Source organism: Primorskyibacter marinus, from assembly GCF_003313245.1.
Classification (GTDB): domain Bacteria; phylum Pseudomonadota; class Alphaproteobacteria; order Rhodobacterales; family Rhodobacteraceae; genus Primorskyibacter; species Primorskyibacter marinus.
The window spans coordinates 272,244-286,370 of sequence record NZ_QJSD01000002.1; the positions used below are offsets into that span (position 1 = coordinate 272,244).

Here is a 14,127-nt window from a genome sequence, read left to right on the forward strand (position 1 = left end):
TCTTACCCATCTTTGGCCATTGTTTATGTTACTAGAGGTGAACGGACGTTGAATAAACCGGATTTCTTTGCTTTTTTGTCGCAAAGAAGCGTCCGAACACACGGGCGGCGCGCGGTAGGGGGCGGTAGGTATGGGTTTTCCGGGCGTTTGGATGACCGAGAGCGAAAGCATGGTGTATCGGGTTGTCCCGAAATGCGCCTGCTCGACCATTGGTCAGATCCTCTATTATTCGGATCACGGCGCGTTTTTTGACGGGGACATTCACGACGCCACCCAGGGCCTGCACAAATGGGCGCGTGAGGACAGTCAGGATCTGATCGAGGCCAATGTCCGGGCGCACGGTTCCTTCGCCTTTACCTGCGTGCGCAACCCCTACACGCGCATCCTGTCGTCATTCTTTGACAAGATTTGCGGGATTCAGCGCAATGGCCGCCGCTACCGGGGCAACTTTGTGCCCATGCTGACCCAGAAATACGGGATTGAGGTTGGTGGCGACGACGGCAAGGAGGAGTTCGACCAGATCAAGAGCTTCCGCCGTTTTTTGCTGTTTGCCCGCGATTCCATCCGGTGGCGAAAACCGATGGAGCCTGACATCCACTGGTCTGCCATGTCCGGACATATCAGCACGTTCATCGTCAATGGCGGGCGTTACGACCGGATCTTCTGGACCGAGAAATTCGACGAAGGCATGCAGGCGGTGCTGGATGCGGTGGAGTTGCCCCATGCCGTGGATCTGGCCGCGATCCCAAGGTTCAACGAATCCGAAGGCCATGGCCCCAAGCGCGCGCATCCGGTCGAAGACTATTTCGACGACCTGTCGATGCATCTGGTCTATGAAATCTACAAGCGCGATTTCCAATTGTTCAAATACGACTTTGACAACCCCGCCAACAAGCTGCCAACCGGCGAGATTGATCTGGACGAGGTCCACGCCAAGCTGGGCGATTAGGCCGCGAAACCACACAAGGCGCTTCGCGGCCCTGATGCGCTAGTTCATCGCTGCCGACGGTGCCTGAACCAGCCCTTGCCCCCGGTCCATCAAATCCGTACCCGGCGCAAAGCCGGACGTCACGGCAGTGGCCAGCAGTCGCGAGTCCACTGCGCGGGCGGTCAGCGGCACGCCTGACTGCGCCAATGCCTGCCACCAAAGCGCGGTGATCCCCGCAACATGCGGCGTTGCCATGGATGTGCCGTTGAGGGACCGCAAACCCCCGCCTGACCGGGCTGAAACGATGCCGACCCCCGGTGCGCTGACCACCGGATTGGTGTTGGAAAACGGTGCCACGGTCAGTCCGCTGCCGCTTTGCCCCAAGGCCCCCACCGAAACCACGCCCTCTGCGGCGGCAGGAACACTGACCGACACTTCGAAATCGGGCGAGATCTGGCGGCGGCTTTCATTCCCGGCGGCGGCCACAACGACCGTGCCGCCATTGAAATCGGCCTGCCGACGGATCATCGACATCAGCGCGTCGAACATTCGCAGGTTCATCCGGTAGCCTTCAAGCGCGACAGAGGTGGCCAGCAGCACCGGAAGATTGTTTTGCTGAACCAGCCTTTCGGCGAAGCCCGGAAAGTCGAAACCAAGCGACATGGAAATCACCCGCGCGGGTTTTTCCTGTCCCGACACCCAGCGCATCGCGTTGAACAGCATCTCGGACGATCCGCTTCCGTTATCGTCCAGCACCTTGCCGATCAAGGCATCGGTGACGCCGGGTGCCACGCCGATCCGGGTGCCGTCCACGGCGCGGCCAAAGATCGTGCCGGCGCAATGTGTGCCGTGGCCGTTGGCATCGTGATCGCCAGAGCCTGAAAAGTCCTTTTGCGTCAGGGTGACGCCTGCAAATGCCGGGTGGGCAGCGTCAATCCCGGTATCCAGCACCGCCACGCGCACGCCGCGGCCATCAAAGGGCGAGTTGTCCGCCCCGACGCTGGTGATCCCCCAGGCAGGCACAGCATCTGCGTCGCTGACATTTTCCAGCGGTTCCGGTTCGATCAACCGCGTCGGCATGGACCGGGCCATGCTCAGGATTGAAGGATCACGCGCGGCATCGCGCATGTCATTGGCCGACAGATCGACAGTTTCGATCATCGGCGAAGGCGGCGCGCGAAACATCCCTTCGGTGCCGGAGATACCAGCGGTCGGTCCGCTGAAGGTGCCGCCGCGCAAATGAGAAAGGGCAGAAGCGTTTTCGTCGCGTAGAAGAATATACTGGGCCATGAGACAAGTCCTTTGATGCAAAAATAACAGCGATAAATTCATTCTGTCCCGCGCGGGACAGCGTCTTTAAATGCCGCCAGTATACACTCAAAGGTTGAGTCGCGCAAAGCCCTCGCGCAGATTCGACGTGAAATCCGGTGAATCCCCGGTGCTGACCGGGGCTGAATAGGCTCAGGTCAGGTTGCTGCGACGGAACAATTGCAACAGGTTTGCCTCTGGTCGTGCGCCCATATGGCTGATCACTTCGCCCGCAGCGACACAGCCCATGCGCCCGGCGGTGGCCATGTCAGCGCCCGTGGCCAATCCGTAAAGGAACCCGGCGGCAAACTGATCGCCCGCGCCGGTTGCATCCACGGGCACGACCCTGTCGACGGGAACATCGGTGCGCGCGCCGTCGCGGATGATCGTCACGCCGTCTCCGGACCGTGTGCAGACCACAAGCGGACAGATGGCCGAAACGCGCGCCAGATCGGCATCCAGATCGTTGTTCTGAAACAACGAGCGGATCTCGGCCTCGTTGCCAATGACGAAATCCATCTCATTCTCGATCAGATTCAGGAAATCGTCGCGGTGGCGTTCAACGCAGAACGGGTCAGAGATCGAGATGCCGGCCTTGCCCCCCGCCGCGCGGCAGGTCCGGGCAAGACGGATGAACGCCTCTTTGCCCTTGTCCTTGTCAAAGAGATACCCTTCGAGAAAGACGATTTCCGCATCCGAGGCAACGTCTTCGGGCACGTCACCGGGGCCAAGCTCTGCCGAGATGCCCAGATAGGTGTTCATCGACCGCTCGCCATCGGGCGTGACAAAAATCATGCTGCGCGAGGTTGGCAATTCGCCGCCCGGAACCGGGGCATTCACGAAATCCGTGCCATCATCGGTCATCGCCTGCGCATAGAACCGCCCGAGCGCGTCGTCATGCACGCGCCCGATGAACCCGGTGCGCAGGCCAAGACTGCCCAGCCCCGCCAGCGTATTGGCCACCGATCCGCCGGGTGCCTGCACCCGGTCCTTCATCGAGGCATACAGCAGTTGCGCGCGCTCTGTCTCGATCAGCTGCATGATGCCCTTGTCGATGCCCATCTGTTCCAGAAAGCTGTCATCGCATTGGGTGATGACATCGACGACGGCGTTGCCGATCCCGACAACCTGATATTTCTTCATGGGGTCTTGTCCTCGTACTCGCACAGATCACGGATCAGGCAGGCATTGCATTTCGGTTTGCGCGCGACGCAGGTATAGCGTCCGTGCAGGATCATCCAGTGATGCGCATGCTGCTGGAAATCCACGGGAATATGGTCTTCTATGGCGCGCTCGACCGCGACGACATCCTTGCCCAGACAGACGCCCGAACGGTTGCCGAAGCGAAAGATATGCGTGTCCACGGCCTGCGCCGGGTAATGCCACCACATGTTCAGCACCACATTGGCGGTCTTGCGGCCCACGCCGGGCAGCGATTCCAGCGCCGCCCGCGAACAGGGCACCTGGCCACCGTACTCCTCGACAAGGATACGGCTTAGCTTGATGACATTCCGGGCCTTGTTGCGATACAGGCCGATGGTCTTGATATGCTCGGTCACGGCTTCCTCGCCAAGCGCCAGCATCTTTTCGGGCGTGTCGGCGATCTGGAACAATTTGGCCGTTGCCTTGTTCACGCCCGCATCCGTCGCCTGCGCAGACAGGGCCACCGCCACGACCAGCGTATAGGCGTTGACATGATCCAGCTCGCCCTTTGGTTCGGGTTCCGCCGTCTGGAAGCGGGTAAAGATCTCGCGGATCGTATGATAATCTAGCTGCTTTGCCATGGCAGGCCGTATGCACCGCTTTGCCAACTTGCGCAATATTCGGGTCGCGGGACGATGCGCCCGCGCGGTAGGATGGTCAAAACGAAAGGACGCGACATGCCAGAGGATTTTGCCGAAGGGGGCTATCATTTCCACGTCATGCGCCGGGCGATTGACCTGATCGACGCTGCCAAAGACCCGTTGTCACTGGAAGATCTCGCCGCCGCGATGGATATGAGTCCCGCGCATTTCCAGCGTCTGTTTTCGCGATGGGTGGGTGTTTCGCCCAAGCGTTACCAGCAATATCTGACGTTGGGCCACGCGAAGACCCTGCTGCGCGACCGGTTCACCACGCTGGAGGCCGCGCATTCCACAGGGCTGTCAGGGGGCGGGCGCTTGCATGACCTCTTCCTGCGGTGGGAGGCGATGAGTCCGGGTGAATTTGCGCGCGGCGGTGCCGGGCTGGTGATCTATTGGGGCTGGTATGAAAGCCCCTTTGGTCCCGCGCTGGTCATGGGCACGGACAAGGGTATCTGCGGCATCGCCTTTGCCGCCGAATCCGGTCAGGCTGCGGCGATGGAGGATCTGACCGCGCGCTGGCCGAGGGCCTCCTTCGTCGAGGATGCAGAGCGTTTGCGTCCCTGGGCGCAGTCAGCCTTCGGTGCAGGGGACGCGCCAGCCAAGCCGACGCCGCTTTACCTGATCGGCGCGCCGTTTCAGATCAAGGTTTGGGAGGCATTGTTGCGAATCCCGTCGGGCCACGTTACCACCTATTCCGAAATCGCGCAGGCCGTGGGCCACCCCAAGGCCGTCCGGGCGGTGGGTACGGCGGTGGGGCGCAACCCGATCAGCCTGCTTATTCCCTGTCACCGTGCGTTGCGCAAATCTGGCGGGCTTGGCGGTTATCACTGGGGGCTTCCGGTAAAGCGTGCAATTCTCGCCTATGAGGGGGCCCGCGCGGACGCCTGAGCGCGCGATTTGTTCACGATGCGCGGAACATTGCCGATTTCCTCTTGTTGTATGGTTGGGCAGAGATAGAACATTCCCTATAATGCTCAACGCAAAACGGACGCGCAGACACGCGCGCAATTCAGACGAGGCAATAAGACATGAGCTTAACTTTCCGCCCCACCATTCTGGCGACCGCCGGCCTTATGGCCCTGACCGCCTGCACCACTGCTGATTATCAGAACGATCCCAACCGCCAGGCAAAACAAGGCGCGTTGTTGGGTGCCTTGGGTGGTGCCGTTGCAGGCCGTGTTATCGGCGGCAACAATGATGACCGCGTCAAGAACACCGTTGCAGGCGCTGCTGCCGGTGCTGCGATTGGCGGCCTGATCGGCAACCGACTGGACAAGCAGGAAGCAGCACTTCGCCAGTCGATGGGCAACAATGTCGATATCGTGAACACCGGCGACCGTCTGATCGTGACGCTGCCGCAGGATATCCTGTTCGCCACCGACAGCACCGCAGTCCGGCCTGACCTGCAAGGCGATCTGCGCGCGCTGGCCAACAACCTGCAATCCTACCCGAACACCAGCATTCAGGTCATCGGCCACACGGACAACACGGGCGAAGCCTCCTATAACCAAGGGCTGTCGTCGCGCCGTGCGCAGGCGGTTTCGGGCATTCTGATTTCCAATGGTGTCTCTTCCGGTCGCATTCAGTCCTTCGGCCGCGGCGAGGATCAGCCGATCGCGTCGAACCTGACGCCACAGGGCCGTCAGCAGAACCGCCGGGTGGAAATTGTGATCCTGCCGAACGCGGCCTGATCCAAATCTGCCGCTCAGGCTGCAATCTTCCAAACGCCCCGCAAGTCACTTGCGGGGCGTTTGCTTTGCAGTAGGGCGCAAAAAGCAAACGCCCCGCGAATGGTTTGCCCTTGGCGCAAGTAGATCAGTCGGCTTTTTTGGTCAGCACCAGAAACGTCATCACGCCAAGCGGTGGCAATGCGCGTTGCTCCTCGATCTCCAACTCGGGTTCTTGCAGCACTGTCTCGATCTCGAAATCCGAGTGCCAGCCCAGCAGGTTGGCAAAGGGCGAGGCGAGGCTGGCGACCGCCCCCATCACGCCCTTGCTGCGCGCGAAATGGTTGGTGATGACAACCTTGCCTCCGGGGCGGCAGACGCGGGCGATCTCGGACATGACCTTTTCAGGATCTGGCACGACCGACAGCACATGCATCGCCGCCACGATGTCAAAAGAGTTGTCCGGAAAGTCGAGGGCGCGCGCATCCATCTGGCGCAGCGATTCGACGTGGCGCAACCGCATCAGCGCCACCTTGGCGCGGGCCTTGCGCAGCATCTCCTTGGAAAAGTCGATGCCGGTGACTCGGGTTTGATCGCTGTAATGCTCCAGCGACAGTCCGGTGCCGACGCCGACCTCCAGAACCTTGCCGCCCTGCGCGCTGATATAGGTCACGGCGCGTCGTCGTCCGGCTTTGGTGATCGCGCCGAAGGTGTTGTCGTAAATCGGTGCCCAGCGGGCATAGGAACTTTCGACCGCCTTGATGTCCATCAAGTCTACCCTTTGCGAATGCGTTTCCGACGATGCACCAGAAGTGCCCAGGCTACCGTTCCGATATAAGCCAGACACAGTACGATCAAGGCGATCCATGCATAAGTCAGCACCGCAGCGCCGACAAAAGCCACTGCGACAAGGAAATATTTGACGTTTTCACGCGACACACGCGTGGTCTTGAACGACCAGGTCGGGATGCGGCTAATCATCAAAAGACCGATCGCCACCATGTAAAGAGAGATCAGCGCATCCGGCACCAGTGGCCGGTCGGTGAAAGCAAAGGACAGGTACATCGGCAGCATCACCAGCATTGCGCCTGCGGGTGACGGGACGCCGACAAAATAGGCCCGGCTGATCGTTGGCTCTGTGGATTTCGTACTGACATTGAACCGGGCAAGGCGGACGACGCAGCAGACAGTGTAGATCAGGACGGAAAGCCAGCCCGCGCTGCGCGTGTCCTGCAATGCCCAGAAATACAGCAGCAATGGCGGGGCGACGCCGAAATTCAGGAAATCGGCCAGCGAATCCAGCTCCGCCCCCATCTTGCTGTCGACTTTCAGCGCGCGGGCCAGTCGGCCATCCAGCCCGTCAAGAACACAGGCGGCAAAAATCAGCAGGACCGCGGTCAGGAAATCGCCCTGGGTGCCGGCCCGGATGGCTGTCAGGCCCGCGCAGATCGACCCGATGGTCAGCATGTTGGGCAGCAGATGGATCAGCGCGAAATCCTTGCGGGGTGGCTTTGTCTGTGACGACATTGCTCAGCCAGCCCGTGCGGGAACATCGGACAGGTCAGCGATGACGGTCTCTCCTGCCACCATCGTCTGACCTATGCTGACCATGGGTGCCACACCATCGGGCAGGTACACATCCAGCCGCGAGCCGAAGCGGATCAGGCCGAACCGTTCGCCCGTGGCCAGGGTCGTGCCGGGATTTGTCCAGCACACGATCCGGCGCGCCACCAGCCCGGCAATCTGCACCACGGCGATGGACCGCCCATCCGCCATGTCGATCCGCAGGCTGTTGCGCTCATTGTCAACGCTGGCCTTGTCGAGCGAGGCGTTGAGGAACTTGCCCGGACGATACGCCACCTGTGACACCGTGCCCGCAATGGGCGCGCGGTTCACATGGCAGTTGAACACGTTCATGAAAACGCTGACGCGGGTCAGGGCACGCTCGCCCATCCCCAGCTCTTTTGGCGGGATGGCGGGTTCGATCAGCGAGATGACGCCATCTGCGGGGCTGACCAGAACGCCTTTGCGTTTCGGCGTGACGCGTTCGGGGTCGCGGAAGAAATAGTAGCACCACACCGTGGCACCAACGCCGATCCAGCCCAGAACCTCCCAGACGAAGAACAGCACCAGGGTGATCGCGGCGAAGATCGCAACGAATTTGCGTCCCTCCGGATGCATCGGTTTGATGAAAGTATCCAGCATCTTCATGGGCGGGTGTCCTGATCCGGTAAGAATGACTTGCCTATGCCTAGTCGCCTTGCGCGCAAGTTTGAAGGGGATGTAACGCCCTGTGGGTGGAAAACGGCGCATTGACCCGGCGGATTTACCTCAAAACCCGCTTCGCTTCATTCGAGCGTTGGGGTAGACAGCCGATAGAAGAAACACGGAGACGCCCTTGATGAGACATCCCAAACCCGTTGTTCTGTGTATTCTCGACGGCTGGGGCCTGTCCGACCGGCAAGAGGCGAATGCGCCTGCCTTGGCCGACACCCCGACAATGGACCATCTTGCGCAGACCTGCCCGCATGCACAGCTTGTCACGCATGGACCGGATGTCGGCCTGCCGACCGGTCAGATGGGCAATTCCGAAGTTGGCCATACCAATATCGGCGCGGGGCGTGTTGTGGCGATGGATCTGGGCCAGATCGACCTTGCCATCGAGGATGGGTCGTTTTTCAGCAATGAAGCGATCAACGCCTTTATCGCAAAGCTGAAAGATACCGGCGGCGCGGCGCATCTGATGGGCGTCGTGTCGGATGGCGGTGTGCATGGCCATATCAGCCATATCAAGGCCGCCATGGCGATGATCGCGGATGCGGGCGTGCCGGTTTATCTGCACGCCATCACCGATGGGCGCGACGTGGCCCCGGATTCGGCAAAAGGCTTTGTCCAGGAACTGGTGGGTTGGGCGGCAGGACGCTCGGGCGCACCCATCACGATTGCAACGGTCATCGGGCGGTATTACGCGATGGATCGCGACAACCGCTGGGACCGGGTGCAGACCGCCTATGCGGCGATGATCGAGGGCAACGGCGCGGCCGCAGCGGCCGATCCCGTCACGGCCGTGGTGCAATCCTACGCCAATGGCAAGAATGACGAATTCATCCCTGCGACGGTGATCGGCGATTATGCCGGCATGGCCGAAGGCGATGGGTTTTTCTGCCTGAACTTCCGCGCCGATCGTGCGCGCGAAATTCTGGCCTCAATCGGGGCACCCGATTTCGACGGGTTCGACCGGCGCGCAAAGCCTGCATTCGCCCGGATGCTGGGCATGGTGGAATATTCCGACGCGCATAATGCCTATATGCAGACGGCCTATCCAAAACGGGTGATCGTCAACACGCTGGGCGAATGGGTGTCACAGCACGGCAAGACCCAATTCCGGCTCGCAGAGACCGAAAAATACCCGCATGTGACCTTTTTCCTCAACGGCGGCCGCGAAAAGCCCGAGGAACACGAGGATCGGTTCATGCCGTCCTCGCCCAAGGTGGCGACATATGACTTGCAGCCCGAAATGTCCTCGGTCGAGGTGACGGACAAGTTTGTGGAGGCGATCAAGCAGGGCTACGATCTGATCGTGACCAACTATGCCAATCCCGATATGGTCGGACATACCGGCGATCTGCAAGCCGCGATGAAGGCGTGTGCCGCGGTGGACGAAGGCCTTGGCCGCGTTGTCGAAGCGTTGAACAAAGCGGGCGGCGCGATGATCGTCACCGCCGATCACGGCAATTGCGAAACCATGGTGGACCCTGAAACCGGCGGGCCGCATACGGCGCACACCACCAATCCCGTGCCTGTGCTGCTGGTCGGCGGGCCGGAAGGTGCCACACTTCGCAACGGTCGGTTGGCGGATCTCGCCCCGACGCTGCTGGAACTGATGGGGCTGGACAAGCCTGCCGAAATGACCGGGGAAAGCCTGATCCGGCGATGAAATACATTGCACTGTTCCTGGTCTTTCTGGCGGCACCCGCGCTTGCGCAGGACGATCCCGCAGTTGCGGCCCGCGCGGCGTCAAAGGCGCTGGAGCAGGCGTCAGAGCAGTTGGACGATGCCGACAGCGCGCGCGACCGTGTCAAGGCGTTGACCACGACGGTGCGTGCCTATGAGGACGGGCTTTCGGCCATGCGCGTGGGATTGCGGCGGGTGTCGCTGCGCGAAATGGACCTGCGCGCCGATCTGGCGGAACGAGAGGCCGAGATTTCCGATCTTCTGGGCGCACTGATGACCATCGGCAATTCCGACGCGCCGGTGCTTGCCCTGCATCCGTCCGGGCCGACCGGAACCGCGCGGGCGGGGATGCTTTTGGCCGATGTCACCCCGGCGCTTGCCGCGCGTGCAACCGCGCTGAAGGAAGACCTGAAAGAAGTGTCCGACCTGCGGCAATTGCAACAAGAGGCAGAGCAGCGCCTGACCGAAGGGCTGCAAGGCGTGCAACTGGCGCGGACCGAGTTGAGCCAGGCCATAGACAGCCGCACGGACCTGCCGCGTCGCTTCACCGAAGATCCGGTGCGCACCGCGATCCTGATTGCCGGAACCGATACGCTGAACGAGTTTGCCGCCGGGCTGGACGAAATTACGCAGGACGAAGAGCCGGGCAGCCTGACCGCGATTTCGGACCGCAAAGGCTATCTGGAGCTGCCAGTGCCCGGCAAGATCCTGCGCGGAGCTGGAGAAGAAGACGCGGCGGGCGTCGAACGCCCCGGCATCGTCGTGGGCACCCAGCCCCGTGCGCTTGTCACCACGCCGACAGCGGCAACGATCCGCTATGTCGGGCCGCTTCTGGATTACGGGTTGGTCACAATCCTTGAACCGCAGGCCGATTTGCTGTTCGTTCTGGCAGGGCTGGATCAGGTTTACGGCCGCGCCGGGCAGGTTCTGCCCGCCGGCAGCCCCGTCGGCCTGATGGGGGGAGAGATGCCGGCGGCAGATGAGGGGCTGTCACAGTCAGGTGAGGGGGGTGGCGCCCAATGGACAGAAACGCTCTATATGGAAGTCAGAGAGGGAGACGATCCCGTCGACCCCCTGACGTGGTTTTCAACCGACAAGGGATGACGCATGAAGAAGTTTGTGATGGCCGCATTGGGCGGCACGCTGGCAGGCATCGTCGCGACGACGCAGTTCGTTGGGCCGCTGCTGGCGCAAGAGCAGAACAAATCGGGCAATGTCTATGAACAGCTCGATCTTTTCGGCGACATCTTCGAGAGGATCCGCGCGCAATATGTCGAGGAAGTAGACGAGGGCGACCTGATCGAGGCCGCGATCAACGGCATGCTGACCTCGCTTGATCCGCATTCCAGCTATCTGTCGCCCGATGATGCTGACGCCATGCGGGTGCAGACCCGTGGCGAATTTGGCGGGCTCGGGATCGAGGTCACGCAGGAAGAAGGCTTCGTCAAGGTGGTCTCGCCAATCGATGGCACCCCCGCTGACGAGGCCGGGATGGAATCGGGCGACTTCATCACCCATGTCGATGGCGAGTCGGTGCTTGGTCTGACGCTGGATCAGGCCGTGGACCTGATGCGCGGTCCCGTCGGGTCCGAGATCATCGTCACCGTGGTGCGCGAAGACAGCCCGGAACCCTTCGATGTCTCGATCATCCGCGACACGATCAAGTTGACGGCTGTGCGCACGCGCCTTGAGGGCGAAACCGTCGTGCTGCGCGTGACCACCTTCAACGACCAGACCTTCCCCAATCTGCAAGAAGGACTGGCCGAACAGGTCAAAGCCGCAGGCGGCATGGACAAGGTGAACGGCATCGTTCTTGACCTGCGCAACAACCCCGGCGGGTTGCTGACACAGGCGATCAAGGTGTCGGACGCATTTCTTGAACAGGGCGAGATCGTCTCGACCCGTGGCCGTGATCTGGTGGATGGTGATCGCTACAACGCCGAAAGCTATGTCGAGGGCGACCTGTCGCAGGGCAAGCCGCTTGTGGTGCTGATCAATGGCGGATCTGCTTCTGCCTCTGAAATCGTGGCCGGCGCGCTTCAGGATCACCGCCGTGCCATCGTTGTGGGCACAAAGAGCTTTGGCAAAGGTTCTGTCCAGACGGTCATGCCGTTGCGCGGCGATGGCGCGATGCGTCTGACCACGGCGCGCTATTACACGCCGTCGGGCCGGTCGATTCAGGCGCTGGGCGTGTCCCCGGACATTGTTGTTGAACAACCCCGCCGCACGCCGAATGAAGAGACCGAAGAAGAAGAGGGCGCGAACCAGTTGCTCCGTTCCGAAGCGGACCTGCGCGGGAGTCTGGATAATGACAGCCTGACCGAGGATGAGATCCGCCAGATCGAGGAAGAGCGCGCCAAGGCAGAAGCGGCGGCCAAGCGGCGCGAGGATGACTACCAACTGGCATATGCCATCGACATTCTCAAAGGCCTGTCAGCCCTTGGCCCCAAGGATTGATCCCCGGACAGGCCCGGTGAAGCACATCTTTACCGGGCCTCGCCAGACGGAGAGACGGGACATGACCCCCGAAGATATTGCCAAACTGCCTTACCGCCCCTGCGTCGGCGTCATGCTGATCAATGCGGCGGGTCACGTTTTTGTCGGGCAACGCATTGATAACGACGCCCCCGCCTGGCAGATGCCCCAAGGCGGTGTGGACAAGGGCGAAGCGCCCCGCGACGCCGCCCTGCGCGAGTTATGGGAAGAGACGGGCGTGCCTGCCGATCTGGTGACGGTCGAGGCGGAATCCAAAACCTGGCTGCCCTATGATCTGCCGCATGATCTTGTCCCGCGTATCTGGAAAGGCCGGTTTCGCGGACAGAAGCAGAAATGGTTCCTGCTGCGCTTTCATGGCACGGACGAGCAGGTCAATATTGCCACCGACCATCCGGAGTTTTCCGAATGGCGCTGGCTGCCCACGTCAGAGCTGGTCGAAAATATCGTTCCCTTCAAGCGCGAGGTCTATGCCCGCGTGCTGGCCGATTTCGAAGGGCGTCTTTGAACTGTCAGTGGACATGCAGGCGCGCGTTCCAAGGACTGTACAAACGGCGATTGCGCGGCAAAACATGCGCCCGTGCCCCTAGCGCAACCGGTTGAGCAGGCTTAGCGAGGCATAACCGTCCGGGATCATCCCGACGGATTTCTGAAACGCCTGCAGCGCGGCCATGGTTTTCGGTCCGACTCTGCCATCCACGCCGCCCGTATTGAACCCCGCTGCCGTCAGCCGCTGCTGCATTTCCTTGCGCTCTGCATATTTCAGCGTCCGGTCGCCTGTCGGCCAAGCCGCCTGAATTGGGGCACCGCCGCGCAGACGGTCGCTGAGGTGGCCGACACCGATGACATAGGCATCGGCGGCGTTGTACCGCTCGATTGCCTTGAAGTTGGAAAAGATCAGGAACGCCGCACCCCGAGCGCCCGCAGGCAGCATCACAGAGGCTTGCCCGAAATCCCGAACCGGGTTTCCACGCATATCCGTGATGCCAAGCCGCGCCCATTCGCTGGGCATCTTTGTCAGGGTGCGGCGCGCCTGTGAATAGTCAAAGCCGCGCGGAATGCGGACCTCTACCCCCCAGGGCTGGCCCTTTTTCCAGCCGCTTTTGGCCAGATAATTCGCGGTCGAGGCCAATGCGTCGGTGGGATCATCCGACCAGATGTCGCGCTTTCCATCGCCGGTGAAATCCACAGCCAGCGCAAGGTAAGACGTGGGGATGAACTGGGTGTGGCCCATCGCCCCGGCCCAGCTTCCGGTCATGTTGTCGGGTGTGGTGTCCCTTGATTGCAGGATTTCCAGCGCCGCGACCAACTGTTGCTCAAAGAATTTTCCGCGACGTCCGTCAAAGGCCAGTGTCGCCAGCGAGCTGATCACCGGGTCTTCGCCGCGCCGTGTGCCATAGGCGCTTTCCATGCCCCAGACCGCTGCGACGACCTCTTTTTCGACGCCGTAGCGCGCCTCTATCGCCTCCAGCGCGCGGCCATGTTCACGCAATGCGGCTTTGCCATTCTCCACGCGCGAGTCCGAGGCAGCGGAGGCAAGGTAATCGCCGATGGATTTGGTGAATTCCGCTTGGTTGCGGTCGCGGCGGATTGCCTCCGGGTCATAGCGCACGTTGCGGAATGCCGCATCGAAGACCGAAGGCTTGATGCCTGCCCCCAAAGCCCGGCCGCGAAACCCCGCGACCCAGCGCATCAGTTCGTTTTGCGAGGCCGGGTCCACCACCGGTGTGACGGTCGCGGTAACGGAGCGTGATTTTGGTCGCATTATCGGACGGATCGAGGATGCTGGCGCGACCAGTTGAACGACCTGCGTCACCAGAGGATCTGACGGGCGGGATACGGGCCGGACAGAGCTGTCGACGGGATTCGCGCCCGCGCCTGACGTCATCAATATCAGCGATAGAAATGCGGGGGCGGAGCAGCGAAACATTGG

Annotated in this window: 14 protein-coding genes; 7 read left to right on the forward strand and 7 right to left on the reverse strand. The window is 61.4% G+C overall.

From position 1 onward, the window contains the following. Positions 1-130: 130 nt before the first annotated feature. On the forward strand, positions 131-949 hold the full coding sequence (locus DMZ65_RS05195; RefSeq protein ID WP_116597848.1) for a sulfotransferase family protein: 819 nt from the start codon (positions 131-133) through the stop codon (positions 947-949). A gap of 39 nt (positions 950-988) precedes the next feature. Here DMZ65_RS05195 and DMZ65_RS05200 read toward each other — a convergent pair whose 3' ends face one another. The 3 genes from DMZ65_RS05200 to nth all read right to left on the reverse strand — a co-directional run bounded on the left by DMZ65_RS05200 (position 989) and on the right by nth (position 4,020). After that, positions 989-2,218 carry a S8 family peptidase gene (locus tag DMZ65_RS05200; protein WP_116597849.1) on the reverse strand — a complete coding sequence of 410 codons (1,230 nt, stop codon included), beginning with the start codon at positions 2,216-2,218 and terminating at the stop codon, positions 989-991. Positions 2,219-2,389: 171 nt separating this feature from the next. After that, positions 2,390-3,379, reverse strand: a complete 990-nt coding sequence (locus DMZ65_RS05205) for an adenosine kinase (protein ID WP_116597850.1) — start codon at positions 3,377-3,379, stop codon at positions 2,390-2,392. Beyond that, positions 3,376-4,020 (reverse strand): endonuclease III, encoded by a 645-nt coding sequence (gene nth, locus DMZ65_RS05210; protein ID WP_116597851.1) that lies wholly within the window; start codon positions 4,018-4,020, stop codon positions 3,376-3,378. Before nth ends, DMZ65_RS05205 begins: the two co-directional genes overlap by 4 nt. A gap of 96 nt (positions 4,021-4,116) precedes the next feature. On the opposite strand from nth, the gene DMZ65_RS05215 reads away from it, so the two are divergent. After that, positions 4,117-4,968: a methylated-DNA--[protein]-cysteine S-methyltransferase gene (locus tag DMZ65_RS05215; protein WP_116598134.1), complete on the forward strand. Its 852-nt coding sequence runs from the start codon at positions 4,117-4,119 to the stop codon at positions 4,966-4,968. A gap of 140 nt (positions 4,969-5,108) precedes the next feature. Continuing rightward, positions 5,109-5,771, forward strand: a complete 663-nt coding sequence (locus DMZ65_RS05220; protein ID WP_116597852.1) for a YiaD family glycine zipper/OmpA-like lipoprotein — start codon at positions 5,109-5,111, stop codon at positions 5,769-5,771. 124 nt (positions 5,772-5,895) lie between these two features. Here the strand turns inward: DMZ65_RS05220 and DMZ65_RS05225 are convergent, their stop codons facing one another. From DMZ65_RS05225 to DMZ65_RS05235, 3 genes are read right to left on the reverse strand one after another with little or no spacing between them, the layout of a single operon-like run. Further along, positions 5,896-6,516 carry a class I SAM-dependent methyltransferase gene (locus DMZ65_RS05225; RefSeq protein WP_116597853.1) on the reverse strand — a complete coding sequence of 207 codons (621 nt, stop codon included), beginning with the start codon at positions 6,514-6,516 and terminating at the stop codon, positions 5,896-5,898. Between the two features lie 5 nt (positions 6,517-6,521). Beyond that, the gene (gene pssA, locus DMZ65_RS05230; protein ID WP_116597854.1) at positions 6,522-7,274 is read right to left on the reverse strand and encodes a CDP-diacylglycerol--serine O-phosphatidyltransferase; all 753 of its coding nucleotides are present in this window, start codon (positions 7,272-7,274) and stop codon (positions 6,522-6,524) included. Positions 7,275-7,277: 3 nt separating this feature from the next. Then, positions 7,278-7,958, reverse strand: coding sequence for a phosphatidylserine decarboxylase (locus tag DMZ65_RS05235; protein WP_116597855.1), 681 nt, complete (start codon positions 7,956-7,958; stop codon positions 7,278-7,280). 190 nt (positions 7,959-8,148) lie between these two features. Between DMZ65_RS05235 and gpmI the strand changes: the two genes are divergently transcribed. The 4 genes from gpmI (at position 8,149) to DMZ65_RS05255 (ending at position 12,702) form a co-directional block, all read left to right on the forward strand. Then, complete coding sequence (gene gpmI / locus DMZ65_RS05240) at positions 8,149-9,684, forward strand: 2,3-bisphosphoglycerate-independent phosphoglycerate mutase (protein ID WP_116597856.1); 1,536 nt, start codon at positions 8,149-8,151, stop codon at positions 9,682-9,684. After that, a complete protein-coding gene (locus DMZ65_RS05245; protein WP_116597857.1) occupies positions 9,681-10,805 on the forward strand; it encodes a murein hydrolase activator EnvC family protein in 1,125 nt (374 codons plus the stop codon). Before gpmI ends, DMZ65_RS05245 begins: the two co-directional genes overlap by 4 nt. A gap of 3 nt (positions 10,806-10,808) precedes the next feature. Then, entirely contained in the window at positions 10,809-12,158 is a 1,350-nt protein-coding gene (locus DMZ65_RS05250) for a S41 family peptidase (protein WP_116597858.1), read from the forward strand. 61 nt (positions 12,159-12,219) lie between these two features. Next, positions 12,220-12,702: an RNA pyrophosphohydrolase gene (locus tag DMZ65_RS05255; RefSeq protein WP_116597859.1), complete on the forward strand. Its 483-nt coding sequence runs from the start codon at positions 12,220-12,222 to the stop codon at positions 12,700-12,702. A 78-nt stretch (positions 12,703-12,780) separates the two neighbouring features. Here DMZ65_RS05255 and DMZ65_RS05260 read toward each other — a convergent pair whose 3' ends face one another. Beyond that, positions 12,781-14,124, reverse strand: coding sequence for a lytic murein transglycosylase (locus DMZ65_RS05260; protein WP_116597860.1), 1,344 nt, complete (start codon positions 14,122-14,124; stop codon positions 12,781-12,783). Between the last annotated feature and the right edge of the window lie 3 nt (positions 14,125-14,127).